At 59.9% G+C, this 17,268-nt stretch carries 16 protein-coding genes; 13 read left to right on the top strand and 3 right to left on the bottom strand.

What is annotated here, in order from left to right; genetic code table 11:
• Positions 1-54 precede the first annotated feature (54 nt).
• The 12 genes from ACODTD_RS19460 to ACODTD_RS19405 all read left to right on the top strand — a co-directional run bounded on the left by ACODTD_RS19460 (position 55) and on the right by ACODTD_RS19405 (position 12,410).
• Positions 55-1,020: a HesA/MoeB/ThiF family protein gene (locus ACODTD_RS19460; protein WP_011336221.1), complete on the top strand. Its 966-nt coding sequence runs from the start codon at positions 55-57 to the stop codon at positions 1,018-1,020.
• Positions 1,021-1,042: 22 nt separating this feature from the next.
• Entirely contained in the window at positions 1,043-1,507 is a 465-nt protein-coding gene (locus tag ACODTD_RS19455) for an HIT family protein (protein ID WP_011336222.1), read from the top strand.
• A gap of 147 nt (positions 1,508-1,654) precedes the next feature.
• Positions 1,655-2,116 carry an Lrp/AsnC family transcriptional regulator gene (locus ACODTD_RS19450; protein WP_489105102.1) on the top strand — a complete coding sequence of 154 codons (462 nt, stop codon included), beginning with the start codon at positions 1,655-1,657 and terminating at the stop codon, positions 2,114-2,116.
• A gap of 146 nt (positions 2,117-2,262) precedes the next feature.
• Positions 2,263-3,945, top strand: a complete 1,683-nt coding sequence (locus ACODTD_RS19445; protein ID WP_011336224.1) for a flavin monoamine oxidase family protein — start codon at positions 2,263-2,265, stop codon at positions 3,943-3,945.
• Between the two features lie 12 nt (positions 3,946-3,957).
• Complete coding sequence (locus ACODTD_RS19440; RefSeq protein ID WP_011336225.1) at positions 3,958-4,752, top strand: carbon-nitrogen hydrolase family protein; 795 nt, start codon at positions 3,958-3,960, stop codon at positions 4,750-4,752.
• A gap of 38 nt (positions 4,753-4,790) precedes the next feature.
• A complete protein-coding gene (gene pqqF, locus ACODTD_RS19435) occupies positions 4,791-7,217 on the top strand; it encodes a pyrroloquinoline quinone biosynthesis protein PqqF (RefSeq protein ID WP_285354384.1) in 2,427 nt (808 codons plus the stop codon).
• 159 nt (positions 7,218-7,376) lie between these two features.
• Entirely contained in the window at positions 7,377-7,451 is a 75-nt protein-coding gene (gene pqqA, locus ACODTD_RS19430) for a pyrroloquinoline quinone precursor peptide PqqA (RefSeq protein WP_003444522.1), read from the top strand.
• An 84-nt stretch (positions 7,452-7,535) separates the two neighbouring features.
• Positions 7,536-8,447 (top strand): pyrroloquinoline quinone biosynthesis protein PqqB, encoded by a 912-nt coding sequence (gene pqqB / locus ACODTD_RS19425; protein ID WP_011336227.1) that lies wholly within the window; start codon positions 7,536-7,538, stop codon positions 8,445-8,447.
• 20 nt (positions 8,448-8,467) lie between these two features.
• Positions 8,468-9,220, top strand: a complete 753-nt coding sequence (gene pqqC, locus ACODTD_RS19420; RefSeq protein WP_489105101.1) for a pyrroloquinoline-quinone synthase PqqC — start codon at positions 8,468-8,470, stop codon at positions 9,218-9,220.
• Positions 9,217-9,492, top strand: coding sequence for a pyrroloquinoline quinone biosynthesis peptide chaperone PqqD (gene pqqD / locus ACODTD_RS19415; protein ID WP_489105100.1), 276 nt, complete (start codon positions 9,217-9,219; stop codon positions 9,490-9,492). Before pqqC ends, pqqD begins: the two co-directional genes overlap by 4 nt.
• The gene (gene pqqE, locus ACODTD_RS19410; protein WP_221616014.1) at positions 9,464-10,636 is read left to right on the top strand and encodes a pyrroloquinoline quinone biosynthesis protein PqqE; all 1,173 of its coding nucleotides are present in this window, start codon (positions 9,464-9,466) and stop codon (positions 10,634-10,636) included. The genes pqqD and pqqE overlap by 29 nt, the downstream gene beginning before the upstream one ends.
• Entirely contained in the window at positions 10,602-12,410 is a 1,809-nt protein-coding gene (locus ACODTD_RS19405; RefSeq protein WP_041475444.1) for a S9 family peptidase, read from the top strand. Before pqqE ends, ACODTD_RS19405 begins: the two co-directional genes overlap by 35 nt.
• Before the next feature lie 3 nt (positions 12,411-12,413).
• Here ACODTD_RS19405 and ACODTD_RS19400 read toward each other — a convergent pair whose 3' ends face one another.
• Together ACODTD_RS19400 and ACODTD_RS19395 are read right to left on the bottom strand one after the other, a co-directional pair.
• Positions 12,414-12,572 carry a YqaE/Pmp3 family membrane protein gene (locus ACODTD_RS19400; RefSeq protein ID WP_003228885.1) on the bottom strand — a complete coding sequence of 53 codons (159 nt, stop codon included), beginning with the start codon at positions 12,570-12,572 and terminating at the stop codon, positions 12,414-12,416.
• Positions 12,573-12,778: 206 nt separating this feature from the next.
• Positions 12,779-14,062 carry an aspartate aminotransferase family protein gene (locus ACODTD_RS19395; RefSeq protein ID WP_011336232.1) on the bottom strand — a complete coding sequence of 428 codons (1,284 nt, stop codon included), beginning with the start codon at positions 14,060-14,062 and terminating at the stop codon, positions 12,779-12,781.
• A gap of 169 nt (positions 14,063-14,231) precedes the next feature.
• On the opposite strand from ACODTD_RS19395, the gene ACODTD_RS19390 reads away from it, so the two are divergent.
• Positions 14,232-15,128 carry a LysR family transcriptional regulator gene (locus ACODTD_RS19390; RefSeq protein ID WP_221616013.1) on the top strand — a complete coding sequence of 299 codons (897 nt, stop codon included), beginning with the start codon at positions 14,232-14,234 and terminating at the stop codon, positions 15,126-15,128.
• A 259-nt stretch (positions 15,129-15,387) separates the two neighbouring features.
• On the opposite strand, the gene ACODTD_RS19385 is transcribed toward ACODTD_RS19390, so the two are convergent.
• Entirely contained in the window at positions 15,388-17,166 is a 1,779-nt protein-coding gene (locus ACODTD_RS19385) for an acyl-CoA dehydrogenase C-terminal domain-containing protein (RefSeq protein WP_102685698.1), read from the bottom strand.
• Positions 17,167-17,268 lie beyond the last annotated feature (102 nt).

The following is a 17,268-nucleotide window of genomic DNA, read 5'->3' as shown; positions in this document are numbered from 1 at the left end:
TCCCAGGTTGCAGCACCGCTGCCCTGGGATTTTCATTTCGATCAGAGAAGCAATATGGACAGTGCAGCAATCGATTTTTATCTAAAGGATGAACAAGGAAACGTTTTGGGCTTGATCGCCCCCTCGACTTTTTTTGCCGAAACAGATAGCGGCTTGTTGATTGATGGCCCTAAAAGCACAGTCAGAATCAATCAACGATCAATTGCCGGTCTTGCAAAAGGCTTGGTCGAAGCTGGCTCACTTGCAACCGGCACCCTCGAAGAACTGGCCCAAATCCATGCTTTATTAGAAAACCCGGCAACGAGCAGAACGACTAGTTACTTTCTGTGCGGGACATCGTCTTGCAGCGCAATCATCGAAGACACGAACACCATCGAAAAAAGTACCGCACTGGTTGTTGGCTGCGGAGGGATCGGTAGCGTGACTGCGATGGTGCTGGCAGGTTGCGGCATTAAAAAATTTATATTGGTGGACGCCGACGCCATTGAGGAAAGCAACCTCAATCGGCAGCTGTTCTGGACGAGGGCAGACATAGGCCAGCCTAAAGTCTCGACGTTGAAGTACGCCATTGAAGCGCGTTTTCTGAATACAACGATCGAAACTCTAGCGATAGAAGCGGACAAATTCGCTATCGAGAACCTGCAGCGTCAATACGACGCCAACATCATTATCATCACCGCAGATAATCCGTCCTCTCTGGCTGAAGACGCGGCAGGCATTGCTCAGGCAAGTGGAGTTCCTGTTGTGAGTGGAGGCTACAACCACTCCAATTGTAAGGTTTACCTGCATTCCGGTGAACAGGTTGAAACCTTATCCGCCACGACCGAAATCACACCCTGGCAGCGGCTCCCACACTCAATCATGCCCAGTTTCGGCCCGCTAAATGTAAATATGGCATCGCTGTTGGCTTCCGGATCTATCGCAATGCTAGCCAAACGGAGTTTCGAGTCGAACAAAGATCACACTATCGAATGGGACGCTTGCCACTTTCCTTTAAACTTCCAAACTGAAACTTATTGACCGGTCAATATTGGATAAATAAATGAGCTGCATTTTCTGCGATATCGCATCAGGCAAGGCACCTGCACACGTAATCTGGGAAAGCGAAAGCCATCTGGCATTTCTGTCAATATGTCCTAACACCCCGGGGTTCACCGTTGTCATCCCTAAAGCACACGCGTCCAGTTACGCGTTTGCACAGTCAGATCAGGCACTCACTGAGTTGACCCTGGCTGCAAAAGCCGTTGCTTTATTACTCGATAGCGCCCTTCCAGATGTTGCACGCACAGGAATGATGTTTGAGGGTTACGGTGTGGATCATCTTCACGCAAAACTGTTCCCGATGCACGGCACCGGTAATAGCAGCGAATTCAAACCTATCAGTTCAAATATCGATAAATATTTTACTCGCTATGAGGGATATATCTCATCGCATGACTGGAAGCGTGCCGATGATCAGGAATTGGCCGAACTTGCGAGAAAAATCAGAAATCACGCATCTCTGTAACTTACTCGACGATTTGCATCGTGTTGCCGGGCTCGATATTGGCAATAGTCGCGCGCCCTCTCCAATAGACAGGAGGTTTGATAGATGCGCTAATTGACTGATTCGCATACGTCGAAGCACGTAGGCAGGCCAATTCCGAGATAACCCATGTCCAAAATCGCCTCCACAGGTCTTGATGAAATCGACCGCCAGCTGATCGCAGCCCTGCAAATCAACGCCCGCGAAAGCGTGGCGATGCTGGCCCGGCAATTGGGGATCGCCCGCACGACCGTGACTTCACGACTGGCGCGGCTGGAAAAGGCCAAAGTCATCATCGGCTACAGCGTGCGTCTGGGCCAGCGCGTGGTGGACGGCGGATTGCAGGCTTACGTCGGGATCAAGGTGCAGCCACGCTCCGGCAAAGAGGTGTTGCGCCGTTTGAGCGCAATGGCTCAGGTGCAGCAATTGTGCGCGGTGAGTGGCGAATTCGATTATGTGGCGTGGCTGCGGACCGATTCGCCGGAGCAGCTTGATCAACTTCTGGATCAGATCGGCAGCGTAGACGGTGTGGAGAAAACCACGACCTCGATCATTCTCAGCAGCAAGATTGATCGCGGCCATCCAGTCTGACCAATAAAATCGTCAGATTGCAGCATATGCACTCAAAACGACGACACATTGCGTCTTATTAACGTGTTCTACGCTCCCTAGAATGGCTGGCATCTTTTCCTATACTCAGACGCGCCTCCAGCGTCGGGTCGCCAGCAAGGTCAGCCATGAACAAGAACAATCGCCATCCTGCAGACGGTAAGAAACCGATCACCATTTTTGGCCCGGACTTTCCTTTCGCCTTCGACGACTGGATCGAACACCCGGCCGGTCTCGGCAGCATTCCCGAGCACAACCACGGCGCCGAAGTGGCCATCGTCGGGGCCGGCATCGCGGGTCTGGTGGCGGCGTATGAGCTGATGAAACTCGGCTTGAAACCGGTCGTGTATGAGGCCTCGAAGCTCGGCGGTCGTCTGCGTTCGCAAGCGTTTAACGGTACTGACGGGATCGTCGCCGAACTCGGCGGCATGCGTTTCCCAGTGTCCTCCACCGCGTTCTATCACTACGTCGACAAACTCGGCCTCGAGACCAAGCCCTTCCCCAACCCGCTGACCCCGGCCTCCGGCAGCACCGTGATCGACCTGGAAGGCAAAACCCATTATGCACAGAGCCTGAAGGATCTTCCTGCACTGTTCCAGGAAGTGGCTGACGCCTGGGCCGACGCTCTGGAGGCCGGTTCGCAGTTCGCCGATATCCAGCAGGCGATCCGCGACCGTGACGTGCCGCGCCTGAAAGAGCTGTGGAACACGCTGGTTCCGTTGTGGGACGACCGCACGTTCTACGACTTCGTCGCCACCTCCAAAGCCTTCGCCAAACTGTCGTTCCATCACCGCGAAGTGTTCGGCCAGGTCGGTTTCGGTACCGGCGGCTGGGACTCGGACTTCCCCAACTCGATGCTGGAAATCTTCCGTGTGGTGATGACCAACTGCGACGATCACCAGCATCTGGTGGTCGGCGGCGTCGAACAAGTACCGCAAGGCATCTGGCGTCATGCGCCGGAGCGGTGCGTACACTGGCCGGCAGGTACCAGCCTCAAGTCGCTTCACCACGGTGCCCCGCGCTCCGGGGTAAAGAAAATCGCCCACGCGCCTGACGGTCGTTTCGCGGTCACCGACAACAATGGCGACACCCGCGAATACGCCGCCGTACTGACCACCTGCCAGAGCTGGCTGCTGACCACCCAGATCGAATGCGACGAAAGCTTGTTCTCGCAAAAGATGTGGATGGCCCTGGACCGCACGCGCTACATGCAATCGTCGAAGACCTTCGTGATGGTCGACCGCCCGTTCTGGAAGGACAAGGACCCGGAAACCGGTCGCGACCTGATGAGCATGACCCTCACCGATCGCCTGACCCGTGGCACCTACCTGTTCGATAACGGCGACGACAAGCCGGGCGTGATCTGTCTGTCGTACTCGTGGATGAGCGATGCGCTGAAGATGCTCCCGCACCCAGTGGAAAAACGCGTGAAGCTGGCACTGGATGCGTTGAAGAAGATCTACCCGAAAGTCGACATCGCCGCGCGGATCATCGGCGATCCGATCACCGTGTCGTGGGAAGCCGACCCGCACTTCCTCGGTGCGTTCAAGGGCGCCCTGCCCGGCCACTATCGCTACAACCAGCGCATGTACGCGCACTTCATGCAGGACGACATGCCGCAGGAGCAGCGCGGGATTTTCATCGCCGGCGACGACGTATCATGGACGCCTGCGTGGGTCGAAGGTGCGGTGCAGACCTCGCTCAATGCAGTCTGGGGAATCATGAAGCACTTCGGCGGGTCCACACATAAAGAGAACCCTGGCCCGGGTGATGTGTTCAACGACATCGGCCCGATCGCCCTGCCCGAGTAAGAGGAATCTTCAATGCGTGTAGCCCTTTACCAATGTCCACCGCTGCCACTGGAACCCGCCGCCAACCTTCAGCGCCTGCACCAACTGGCGATGGAGGCCAAAGGCGCCGACCTGCTGGTGGTGCCGGAGATGTTCCTGACCGGCTACAACATCGGCAAGGAGGCGGTCGCGACATTGGCCGAGGTCTACAACGGTGAGTGGGCGCAGCAAGTCGGACGGATCGCCAAGGCTGCCGGTCTGGCGATCCTTTACGGTTACCCTGAGCGCACCGCCGAAGGGCAGATCTATAACGCCGTGCAGTTGATCGATTCGAGCGGCGAGCGCCTGTGCAATTACCGCAAGACGCATCTGTTCGGCGATCTGGATCGTTCGATGTTCAGCCCCGGCGATGGCGAGTTTCCCATCGTCGAGCTCAACGGCTGGAAGCTCGGTTTCCTGATCTGCTACGACCTGGAGTTCCCGGAGAATGCCCGGCGCCTGGCCCTTGAGGGCGCCGAGCTGATTCTGGTGCCGACCGCCAACATGATTCCTTTCGATTTCATTGCCGATGTTTCCGTGCGCTCCCGTGCCTTCGAAAACCAGTGCTACGTGGCTTACGCCAACTACTGCGGCCACGAAGGCGACATCCATTACTGCGGACAAAGCAGCATTGCCGCGCCGGATGGCAGCCGCATTGCTCAGGCCGGGCTGGATGAAGCCTTGATCGTCGGCGAGCTGGATCGCCAGTTGATGGTCGACTCGCGCAGCGCCAACCGTTACTTCAACGACCGCCGTCCCGAACTTTACGACGCGCTCAACAAGCGCTAATCCGCTAGCATTGGCACTTCACTGTTCTGGAAGTGCCCATGCCTGCGCCGACCCATCCCCGTCCCCACACCGAAACCCTGGCCAACGGCTTGCGCGTGACCCTGCGCCACGTGCCCGGCCTGAAGCGCAGCGCCGCGGCGTTGCGGGTGGCTGCCGGCAGTCATGACGTGCCGTTGGCGTGGCCGGGGCTGGCGCATTTTCTTGAGCATTTGCTGTTCCTCGGCACCGAGCGTTTTCCCGCAAGCCAAGGCCTGATGGCCTACGTGCAAGGTCACGGCGGTCAGGTGAATGCCAGCACCCGCGAGCGCACCACCGATTTCTTCTTTGAATTGCCGCCGGCGTCCTTCAGCGGTGGGCTGGAGCGTCTGTCAGACATGCTCGCCCGTCCGTGTATGAATCCGGACGATCAGTTGCGGGAACGGGAAGTGTTGCAGGCGGAGTTTGTCGCGTGGTCGCAGGATGCTGGAGCTCAGCAAAAAGAAGCGCTGTTCGAAGGGTTGTCAGCATCGCATCCGTTGCGCGGCTTTCATACCGGGAACCGCGACAGTCTGCCGGTAGAACACGCGGATTTTCAGCAGGCGTTGAAAGACTTTCATCAGCAGTTTTACCGCACCGGGCAGATGATCCTGAGCCTGGTCGGGCCGCAAAGTGTTGAAGAGCTGCGCACGCTGGCCGAACAGTTTGCCGCCGCGCTGACGGCTGGGGATAAAACTGCACAGGCAGCCCCCGTTCGCTTGATGGACAACGCACAGGAAAGTTATCAACAGCTCGGCGAGCGGAACGGAAATCTGCTGTTTGCGTTGGAGGGTTTGCCGGAGTCGTCGGCCGAAGCGCTGGCGTTTCTCTGTCACTGGTTGAACAGCGCCAAACCCGGTGGGCTGCTCGCTCACTTGCAACAGCAGGGATTCGCGGAAGGCTTACAGGCCTGTGTGCCCTATCAATTTGCTGAGCAGGCAGTTCTGCATCTTCAGTTCACTGGGGCATCCGGGTCACTCGACGCTCTCCGCGCGCAGTTTCTCGACTGGTTGAGCTTCTTCACAGCGCAGCGGGACTGGCCAGCGTTGCGTCAGGAGTATGCAACGCTGCTTGAACGGCAGCAGCAGGTCAGCGGCGCGTTTCAGCTGGCGCGACTCGACAGCGAACGACGTGAAAACGGCCTCTGCGATTCGGCCGTTGCGGCGCTGAAAGTGATTCTCGGCAAAATCGGCACTGTGGATAACTTCAGCAGCCACTGGCATCTGCCTGCCGCCAATCCGTTCCTGCGCACAGCCGAGCCGCTGGCCAACGCCGGCCTGATCCGCGGCCAGACCAGCGCCCACCGTGGCCTGCGCACGTTCGCTCAGGATCGCTCGCGCAGCCGTCGCGAACGCTCGCCGATGCAATTCAGCCAAGCGCTGCCGGATAACGGTGACGAAGGTGCGGTATATGTTCGCTGGCAGACGGAAGCCGCGGCCACGGCCGAGCTGCAAGCGAAACTGCAACGCAGTCTGCGGGAGGTTTCCGACGACGCGCGTCAGGCTGGGGTCGAGTTGTCCTTCAGCGCCTCAGCTGATCAGTGGTTGCTCAAACTCACTGGCCTGCAGGACACGCTGCCCGTTGTGCTGGAGCACGCGCTGAAATCTCTGACACAAGTGGGCGCCGACTCCGCGAAAGGCGAGCCGCAACCTGCGCTGATACCGATCCGCCAACTGCTCAAGGCATTGCCCGAAAAGTGCCTGACAGCGGTAGGCGAATCCGATGACGCCGCGCAGCTGTGGACAACTTCCCGCTGGGACGGTCTGGCTTTGGGGCTAAACCAACAAACCCAGTCAGCCATGGGCCTCGCCCTGAGCCGTATCCCCGGCATCCCGGACAATCAAATTCCCCCACCGTCGACAATCAACTCTGGATACCTGTGGAGTCAGATCGACAGCGCGTCCAGCGAACACGCCTTGTTGCTGTTCTGCCCAACCGCCAGCCACGAAATCGCTGACGAAGCCGCGTGGCGCCTGATCGCCCACCTGTGCCAGACGCCGTTCTACCAACGCCTGCGCGTTGAATTGCAACTCGGTTATGCGGTGTTCAGCGGCCTGCGCCAGCTCCACGGCCAGACCGGATTGCTGTTCGGTGTGCAATCGCCCACGGCCACCGCCGCGCAATTGCTCGACCACATTCAGCAGTTTCTCGATGGCCTGCCAGCCCTTGTCGAACAGCTGGATGCCGCCAGCCTCACTCAGCAACGCCAGACGCTTGCCGATCAGTTCGATGACAACGTCCTGTCCGGCAAAGATGCGGCCGAACTCCTGTGGCAGGCCCGCCTCGCCGGCCACTCGTCGGATTATCTGCTGCAATTACGCAGCGCAGTCGCTCAACTGGATCGCCCGGCGTTGCTGGCCGCCGCACAACGTCTGATCCGCGCCGAGGGCGGCTGGCACGGCCTGGCCAACAGCCCTTCGCCGGGCGCGCCCTGGCACGCGGCTAAATGATCATTACCGGGGCTGCAAGGAGCTTTCTCAAAGATTCACGGGCAAAGCCCCTGAAATTTTGAGTAACATAGCCACCTAACTATTTGGAACATCCCCGCGCTGCCGTGGACTATACCTATGGATAGCGCTATCTCACCCACCTGAAAAAGGAGTCACCCGATGGCTTGGACTAAACCTGCTTACACCGACCTGCGCATCGGCTTCGAAGTCACCATGTACTTCGCCAGCCGCTGAGTCCTGCCTCAAGCAGAACACTGCAGTGCAACGCCTCGGCTCGCCGGGGCGTTTTATTTTCAGCGTTGAAATGATGGAGCGTTCATGTTCGTCCAGATTCTGGGTTCGGCCGCCGGTGGCGGTTTTCCGCAGTGGAACTGCAACTGCGTCAATTGCGCCGGTTTTCGCGACGGCAGCCTGAATGCCCAGGCCCGTACCCAATCGTCCATCGCGATTTCCGATGACGGCGTGAACTGGGTGCTGTGCAATGCCTCGCCGGACATCCGCGCGCAGCTTCAGAGCTTCGCCCCGATGCAACCGGGCCGGGCCCTGCGCGACACCGGCATCAGCGCGATCATCCTGATGGACAGCCAGATCGACCACACCACCGGCCTGCTCAGCCTGCGCGAAGGCTGCCCGCATCAGGTCTGGTGCACGGACATGGTCCACGAAGACTTGAGCACCGGTTTCCCGCTGTTCACCATGCTCAAGCACTGGAACGGCGGGCTGGACTGGAACCGCATCGAACTCGACCAGAGTTTCACCGTCGCCGCATGCCCGAGCCTGCGCTTCACCCCGCTGCCGTTGCGCAGCGCCGCACCGCCCTACTCACCGCACCGCTTCGACCCGCACCCGGGCGACAACATCGGCCTGATCGTCGAAGACCTCGGCACCGGCGGCAAATTGTTCTACGCGCCGGGTTTGGGCAAGGTCGACGCGCCATTGCTGGAAATCATGGCCGGCAGCGACTGCGTGCTGGTGGACGGGACGATGTGGGACGACGATGAAATGCAGCGTCGTGGCGTCGGCACCCGCACCGGCCGCGAAATGGGCCATCTGGCGCAGAATGGCCCTGGCGGCATGCTCGAAGTGCTGGAACAGCTTCCCGAGCAACGTAAGGTGCTTATCCACATCAACAACACCAACCCGATTCTCGACGAAGACTCGCCGGAGCGCGCGGAACTGGTTCGACGCAATGTTGAAGTGGCGTATGACGGCATGAGCATCGTCCTGTAACGAATGCCCGGAGAACCGCAATGACCGACACCCCGCTGTCCCCCGCCGAATTCGAAGCGGCCCTGCGCGCCAAGGGCGCCTGTTACCACATTCATCACCCGTATCACGTGGCGATGTATGAAGGCCGGGCCACCCGTGAGCAGATACAGGGCTGGGTCGCCAACCGCTTCTACTATCAGGTGAACATCCCCCTGAAAGACGCGGCGATCCTCGCCAACTGCCCGGATCGCGAGATCCGTCGCGAGTGGATTCAGCGCCTGCTCGACCACGACGGCGCGCCCGGTGAAGATGGCGGCATCGAAGCCTGGCTGCGCCTCGGCCAGGCCGTCGGTCTCGATCCGGATCAATTGCGCTCCCAGGAACTGGTGCTGCCCGGCGTGCGTTTCGCCGTCGACGCCTACGTCAACTTCGCCCGCCGCGCCAGTTGGCAGGAAGCCGCCAGCAGCTCGCTGACCGAGCTGTTCGCGCCGCAGATCCACCAGTCGCGCCTCGACAGCTGGCCGCAGCATTACCCGTGGATCGACCCGGCCGGCTACGAATATTTCCGCACCCGTCTCGGCCAGGCCCGGCGCGATGTCGAGCATGGTCTGGCGATCACGCTGGAGCACTACAAGACCCGCGAAGGCCAGGAACGCATGCTGGAAATTCTCCAGTTCAAACTGGACATCCTTTGGAGCATGCTCGATGCCATGAGCATGGCCTACGAACTGAACCGCCCGCCGTATCACAGCGTCACCGATCAACGGGTCTGGCATAAAGGAATCGCCTTATGAGTTTCGACCGCAGGAAGACCCCGACCTGGCGTCCCGGCTACCGTTTCCAGTACGAACCGGCGCAGAAAGGCCATGTGCTGCTGTACCCGGAAGGCATGATCAAACTCAATGAAAGTGCCGCATTGATCGGCGGCCTGATCGACGGTGAGCGGGATGTCGCGGCGATCATTGCCGAACTCGACAAACAGTTCCCCGGCGTGCCCGAGCTCGGTGACGACATCGAGCAATTCATGGAGGTTGCCCGTGCGCAGCACTGGATCGAACTTGCCTGAGTCATCGGTGCAAGTCCCGGCCAAACCGGAAGTCGGCCTGCCGCTGTGGCTGCTCGCCGAGCTGACTTACCGCTGCCCGCTGCAATGCCCGTATTGCTCCAATCCGCTGGATTTCGCCGAGCAGGGCAAAGAGCTGAGCACTGAACAGTGGATCAAGGTGTTCCGCGAAGCGCGGGAGATGGGTGCGGCGCAGCTGGGCTTTTCCGGGGGCGAACCGCTGGTGCGCCAGGATCTCGCCGAGCTGATCCGCGAAGCGCGCCAGTTGGGTTTCTACACCAACCTGATCACCTCCGGCATCGGCCTGACCGAGCAGAAGATCAGCGACTTCAAGAAGGCCGGGCTCGATCACATCCAGATCAGTTTCCAGGCCAGCGACGAGCAAGTGAACAACCTGCTCGCCGGCTCGAAAAAGGCCTTCGCGCAGAAACTGGAAATGGCTCGCGCCGTGAAGGCTCACGGCTATCCGATGGTGCTGAACTTCGTCACTCATCGGCACAACATCGACAAGATCGACCGCATCATCGAACTGTGCATTGCGCTGGAGGCCGACTTCGTCGAACTCGCCACCTGCCAGTTCTACGGCTGGGCGCAGCTCAATCGTGTCGGCCTGTTGCCGACCAAGGAACAACTGGTTCGCGCCGAACGCATCACCAACGAATACCGCGCAAAACTGGAAGCCCAAGGGCATCCGTGCAAGCTGATTTTCGTCACCCCGGACTACTACGAAGAGCGCCCGAAAGCCTGCATGAACGGCTGGGGCAGTCTGTTTCTGACGGTCACACCGGACGGCACCGCCCTGCCCTGTCATGGCGCCCGACAGCTGCCGGTACAATTTCCCAATGTGCGCGACCACAGCATGCAGCACATCTGGTACGACTCGTTCGGTTTCAACCGCTTTCGCGGTTATGACTGGATGCCCGAGCCGTGCCGCTCCTGCGACGAGAAAGAGCAGGACTTCGGCGGCTGCCGCTGCCAGGCCTTCATGCTCACCGGCGATGCCAGCAATGCCGACCCGGTGTGCAGCAAGTCCGAACATCACGGCGTGATCCTCAAGGCCCGCGAAGAAGCCGAGCACGCCACCCAGACCATCGAACAACTGGCCTTTCGCAATGAACGAAACTCGCGACTCATCGCCAAAGGCTGAGCCTTTCAGCGCCACCGCTGCGGTTGCTGCCGGCGTGGATTTCGCCGAATTGCAACTTGGTGCCCATGGCTTGTTCTGGAATGAATATCGCCCAACAGACGCCGCGTGCCGGATCTGGCACTGGCGCGATGGCGCGGCGAAATGTCTGACGCCTACGGGTTTCAGCGTGCGCAGCCGGGTGTACGAATATGGCGGTGGGGCGTTTTGCCTGACGCCTGACGGGGTGGTTTTCGTCAACGAGGCGGATCAACAGCTGTATCGCCAGACGCTGGACGGCGAGCCCGTGGCATTGACGTCTGGCGAGTGTCGTTATGGCGATCTGAATTACGCCGACGGGCAGGTGCTGGCCATTGAAGAGAACGGTGATCGCCATCGGCTGGTGGCTATCGATCTGGCGAATGGCGAGCGTCATAGGCTGATTGAAGGCGCGGATTTTTATGCATCGCCGATCATCAGTCCGGACGGCCAGCGCTTGGCGTGGATCGAGTGGAGCCGTCCGTATCAGCCGTGGACATCCACACGACTGATGCTCGCCGAGCGCTCGGATAGCGGGTTTTCCGTCCCACGCTGTGTGGCGGGTGAAACCCTTGAAGAGTCGATCCAGCAACCGCGTTTCGATGCCAATGGCCGACTGGGCTGTCTGACCGATCGTGGTGGTTATTGGCAACCGTGGGTCGCGTCGGCAAACGACTTGCAACCGTTAGCTAGCGCCAAAGCCGATCACGCACCAGCTCCATGGCAACTTGGTGGCTGCACTTGGCTGCCCACCGACGAAGGCTTTTTGGCGAGCTGGAGCGAAGGCGGTTTCGGTCGTCTGGCGCTCAACGGTGAAGACTTCACCGGCGACTACAGCCGCTTCCGTCATCTGGCTGTCGATGATCAATTTATTTACTGCATTGCCGCCTCACCGATCAGCCCTTCAGCGGTGATCGCCATTGATCGCGAATCGCGTGAAGTGAACATCCTGGCCGGCGGAGTCGCACCGCTACCCGCCGAGCGCATCAGCCGCCCGCAAACTCTGCGCTATCCCAGCGGTTCGGGTGAAGCCCACGGCTTCTTTTACCCGGCCACGAATGGTGATGTGAAGCCGCCGCTGGTGGTGTTCATTCACGGCGGCCCGACGTCGGCCTGCTACCCGATGCTCGACCCGCGCATTCAGTACTGGACGCAGCGTGGCTTCGCCGTCGCCGATCTCAACTACCGAGGCAGCAGCGGTTATGGCCGGGAGTATCGGCAGGCGCTGCATCTGAGTTGGGGCGCGGTGGACGTCGAGGACGCGTGTGCGGTCGTGGCCTACCTTAATGATCGCGACATGATCGACGGTGATCGTGCATTCATCCGTGGCGGCAGCGCCGGTGGTTACACCACGTTGTGCGCCCTGGCGTTCCATCAGGTATTCCGCGCTGGCGCCAGTCTGTACGGAGTCAGTGACCCGGTGGCACTGGCCCGCGCTACGCACAAGTTTGAAGGCGATTATCTGGACTGGCTGATCGGCGATCCAGAGAAAGATGCCGAACGCTACGCCGCCCGCACGCCGTTGCTGTACGCAAGCAACATCCGCGTACCGGTGATTTTCTTTCAGGGCGAACTGGACGCCGTAGTCGTGCCGCAACAGACCCGCGACATGGTCGCGGCCCTGGAGCAAAACGGCATTGAGGTCGAAGCGCATTACTACGCCGATGAACGCCACGGCTTCCGCCGGGCCGCCAATCAGGCCCATGCGCTGGAGCAGGAATGGCGGTTCTACCGGCGAGTGATGGGTTTGACGGACTGAGACTCAGCGTTTGGCGATGATGTACACCGCATGCACGATCCCCGGGATGTAACCGCACAACGTCAGCAGAATGTTCAGCCAGAACGCGCCGCCGAACCCGACCTGCAGAAACACACCCAGAGGCGGCAACAGAATGGCAATGATGATGCGGATAAAGTCCATGGGGCAGCTCCTGATTGGGGGTTGGCTCACCTGAGCCATACAAGCTAATCGACCTGTGCCGTTTGTCAGGGTTCAGTGCAAACCGCAATCTCGCCATCTGATTGCCATTATCCGGCCACAAAAAAACGCCCCACGCCAAAAGAATCAGGAGTGGGGCGTGCGTTATACCGCGAGACGGTTCTTGAATTCGGGTGGGAAATTTCAGCTCAGACGGCAATCCCTTTGCGGCATTGCAGTTGCGCGGTGCGTACCCGGGAGAAGGCGCGGGCCAGGCGCAGGAGCATTTCGTCGATGTTGGCCTTGCTGACGTTGAGCGCCGGTGTGAAGCGCAGGCAGTCGGCTTGTGGGGCGTTGAGCAGCAAACCTTCGTGAAGCGCGGCTTTGACAACGGCCTCGGCGGAGTCTTCCGACAGGCTCAGTCCCCAGAACAGCCCCTGCCCGCGTAACTCGCCATGCTCATAACGATAGGCCAGACGGGCGAGCCCTTCGCGCAGATGCTGGCAGTTGTCGCGGATCTGTTCGAGGAATGCACGGTCCTGCACGCTGTCGAGCACCACCAGCCCTGCGGCGGTCATTAGCGCGTTGCCATGATGAGTACCGCCCAGCTCGCCAGAATCGAAACAGCAGGCCTTGCCTCGCGCCAGCAGCGCCGCCAGTGGAACACCGCCGCCGAGGCCTTTGCCGAGCACGACGATATCGGCGCGCACGCCGTAGGACTGTTCGGCGAGTAAGGTGCCACAACGGCCGATGCCGGTCTGAACCTCGTCGAGAATCAGCAGAATCCCCAGCTCACGGCAGAGGCGTTCAACACCCTTGAGGTAATGCTCGGTCGCAGGGATTACTCCGGCATCGCTCTGGATCGGTTCGAGCATGATTGCTACGGTCTGCGCATCCACTGCTGCATGCAGCGCCGGCAGGTCATTGAACGGTACCGGATCGAAACCGGGCAGCAACGGTGCGAAACGGTTGTGCAGGTTGCAACTGTCCGACGCCGAAATCGTCGCCAGACTACGTCCGTGACAGCCTTGTCTGGCGACAATGATCCGCGAGGCGCCGCCGCGATGCAGCTGGCCCCATTTGCGCGCCAGTTTGATCGCCGCCTCACAGGCTTCGCTGCCACTGTTGAGCAGGTATGCCTGATCACTGCCAGTGCTCGCACAAAGACGTTCGGCAAGGCTGAGCATGCCGCGGTTGTGCAGATTGAAACCGGGATTGATCAGGGCCTGGGCCTGGTTGGCAATGGCTTTGACCAGCGCCGAAGGGCTGTGGCCGAGGCTATTGGCGCCTCCGGCCTGGGAAAAGTCCAGGTAGGCGCGGTCATTGCTGTCCCATAGCCAGGAGCCTTGACCGCGAACGAATACCTGCTGCGGACGCTCGACGCTGGGCATCAGACGTTCGGCATTCAGGCCATCAGCGGCATCCGATTCTTGGGTTTCAAAAGCCAGGTCATCGAGACTCGGCGTCTGGCGCCGCAAACTGAACAGATTCATTGAAAAAAACCTCGATCGAGGTTTTTTGAACTGCCTATGCAAACACTTTCAAAACAAACGCTGGTCATTGCGCTTTCCGGCCCTGTAAGCCTTGTGAATGCGGTTAGACTAGGCCGGGTCACGGCGTCAAGCCATTTCGATTTCCCAGCATTTTCGATAAGTGTTACTTATGGATTTCAAACAACTGCGTTATTTCGTCGCGGTCTATGAAGAAGGGCATGTCGGACGCGCCGCAGAGCGCCTGTCGATCTCTCAGCCCGCGCTGTCCCAGCAGATTCGCCAGCTGGAACAAAACCTCGACGTCACCCTGTTCGAACGCAGCAGCAAACGCCTGCTGCCGACCCTCGCCGCCCACACCTTGTACAACCACGCCTTGCCACTGCTCGACGGCATGCAGCGGGCGCGTGAGGCGTTGGGTAACTTCAAAGGGCAGGCACTGCGCACATTGGCGATCGGCGTGCTGCAAACCGTGCACACCAGCCTGGTGCCGCAAATGCTGGAGAGAGTGCGCAAGGCCCAGCCGCATCTGGTGGTGCAGATTTATGAACTGACGGGGCTTGAGATCGAGCGGCGACTGCTCAACGGCTCGCTGGACATCGGCATCAGCTATCTACCGCCACGCCAGCCGGGGCTGCACGGCGTGATGTTGTACGAAGATGAACTGACGCTGGTCATCCCGGCGGATCATCCGCTGCGGGAATTCAAGAAAGTCTCGATGAGTCAGGCAGCCGAATTGCCGATGTTGCTATTGGGCGAAGAATTTCAGATCCGCCAGATCTGGCAGGCGCAACTGGCCAGCCTCGGACGACGCCCGCAAGTGCAGGCCGAATTGAACAATATGGTGGGGATTCTCGACAGCCTTCCGCATACCCGTCTGGCGACGGTGCTGCCCGGTCGTTCGCAAAAAGAGTACGACGATCAGGATCTGCTGTGGAAACCGTTGAGTGAGCCGCGCGTGCCGTTGAAGGTCGGGCTGGTGTGTCGCGATGTGCAACGCCAGCAGGCGCCATTGGCCTTGCTGCGAACGTTGCTGGAAGAGGTGATCAGCGTGAGGACAAACCGCTGAAAGGGGCGCCGCCGCTGGACGCGTTGAGCTGAAAACTTTTCTGCGGGCATAAGAAAACCCCGCCGAAGCGGGGCTTTGCAGACTGTTTCCCTGACATCCATTTCACTCCGCCACCCTGGCAGAATCCTACGTGTCCGTGTTGTTGCTTTGCGCTTCCTGCGCGACGTCCATGGAAAGTAGATTAGCTCTGGATCCAATCTACGCCTATGGGAGAACAGCAGCACGTCATGTAAGAGATCGCTTACATGACGTTACATCATCAGAACTGCGCAGCGTCCAGCAGGAACAGCGACTCGCTGCCGGCCTTCACCGACGCGCTCAACGAGTGAATCCGCGGCAGCAGACGGGCGAAATAGAACCGCGCCGTGCCGAGTTTGCTCGCATAGAAATCGTCCTGCGCTTCTTTGCCCAGCGATGCCTTGGCCATCAGTGCCCACATGTAGGCGTAAGCGGTGTAGCCGAACGCTTGCAGATACTCGACCGATGCCGCGCCGATTTCGTTCGGGTTGGTTTTCGCCCGGTCCAGCAGCCATGAGGTCAGCTCGTCGAGGGTGTCGACGGCGTCATTCAGCGGCTTGGTGAACTCGCCCAGATCGGCACTGGCGGTTGCGGTGAAATGGCGGATCTCGTCGGCGAACAGTTTGTAGAACGCGCCGCCGCTGCCGACGATCTTGCGCCCCACCAGGTCCAGCGCCTGAATGCCGTTGGTGCCTTCGTAGATCTGGGTGATGCGCACGTCACGCACCAGTTGCTCCTGGCCCCACTCACGGATGTAGCCGTGGCCGCCGAAGATCTGCTGGCCGTGGACGGTGGTTTCCAGTCCAAGATCGGTCAGGAACGCCTTGGCCACTGGCGTCAGCAAGGCCACCAGATCTTCCGCACGTTTGCGGGTCGCGGCGTCTTCGCTGAACTTGGCGGTGTCGAGCTGCATCGCCACGTAAGTGGAGAACGCACGGCCGCCTTCGTTCGAGGCTTTCATGGTCAACAGCATACGACGCACGTCCGGGTGGACAATGATCGGGTCGGCCACCTTGTCCTTGTTCTGCGCGCCGGTCGGCGAACGACTTTGCAGGCGGTCACGGGCGTATTCGATGGCGTTCTGGTACGAGCGCTCGCCGGTGGCCAGGCCCTGGATACCGACGCCCAGACGCTCGTAGTTCATCATGGTGAACATCGCGGCCAGGCCCTTGTTCGGCTCGCCGACCAGGTAACCCACGGCTTCGTCGAAGTTCATCACGCACGTAGCGGACGCCTGGATGCCCATCTTGTGTTCGATCGAACCGCAGTTCGCCGGGTTGCGCGCGCCCAGGCTGCCATCGGCATTGACCATGAACTTCGGCACCAGGAACAGCGAAATGCCTTTCGGCCCCGCCGGTGCGTCCGGCAGTTTGGCCAGCACCAGGTGAATGATGTTTTCGGTCAGGTCGTGCTCACCGCCGGTGATGAAGATCTTGGTGCCGCTGACCTTGTAGGAACCGTCAGCCTGAGGTTCGGCCTTGGTGCGAATGATGCCCAGGTCGGTGCCGGCGTGTGGCTCGGTCAGGCACATGGAACCAGCCCAGACACCGGCGTACATGTTCGGCAAGTAAGCGGCTTTCAGTTCTTCGCTGGCGTGGGCGTTGATCGACAGGCAAGCGCCGGCGGTCAGCATCGGGTACAGACCGAAGGACAGGCTGGCGGAGTTGACCATTTCTTCGACCTGGGCCGAGACAGCTTTTGGCATGCCCATGCCGCCGTAGGCCGGATCACCGCCAACACCGACCCAGCCGCCTTCGGCATAAGTCTGATAAGCCTGTGGAAAACCGGCCGGCGTCGTGACGGCACCGTCGGCCCAGTGGCAGCCTTCTTCATCGGCGGCACGGCTCAGGGGCGCAATGCTTTTGCTGGTGACCTTGCCGGCCTCTTCGAGAATGGCTTCAACGGTTTCCGCGTCCACGGTCTCGGCCAGGGCCGGCAGTTCGGCCCAGAGTTTGGCGACTTCGAACACTTCATTGAGGACGAAGCGCATATCGCGCAGCGGCGCTTTGTAGTCAGCCATGGCAAACCTCGCAAAGATCTAAACAGGTGATTCGTGGAAGGGTGATTTCGTTGAGCTGGAGTGTAACCCAACAACTTTTGCGACACATAGGGTCAGGCGATG

Source organism: Pseudomonas sp. FG35 (assembly GCF_057809295.1).
Note: the sequence above shows the minus strand (reverse complement) of the source record. Positions and strands in the feature narration are given on the sequence as shown.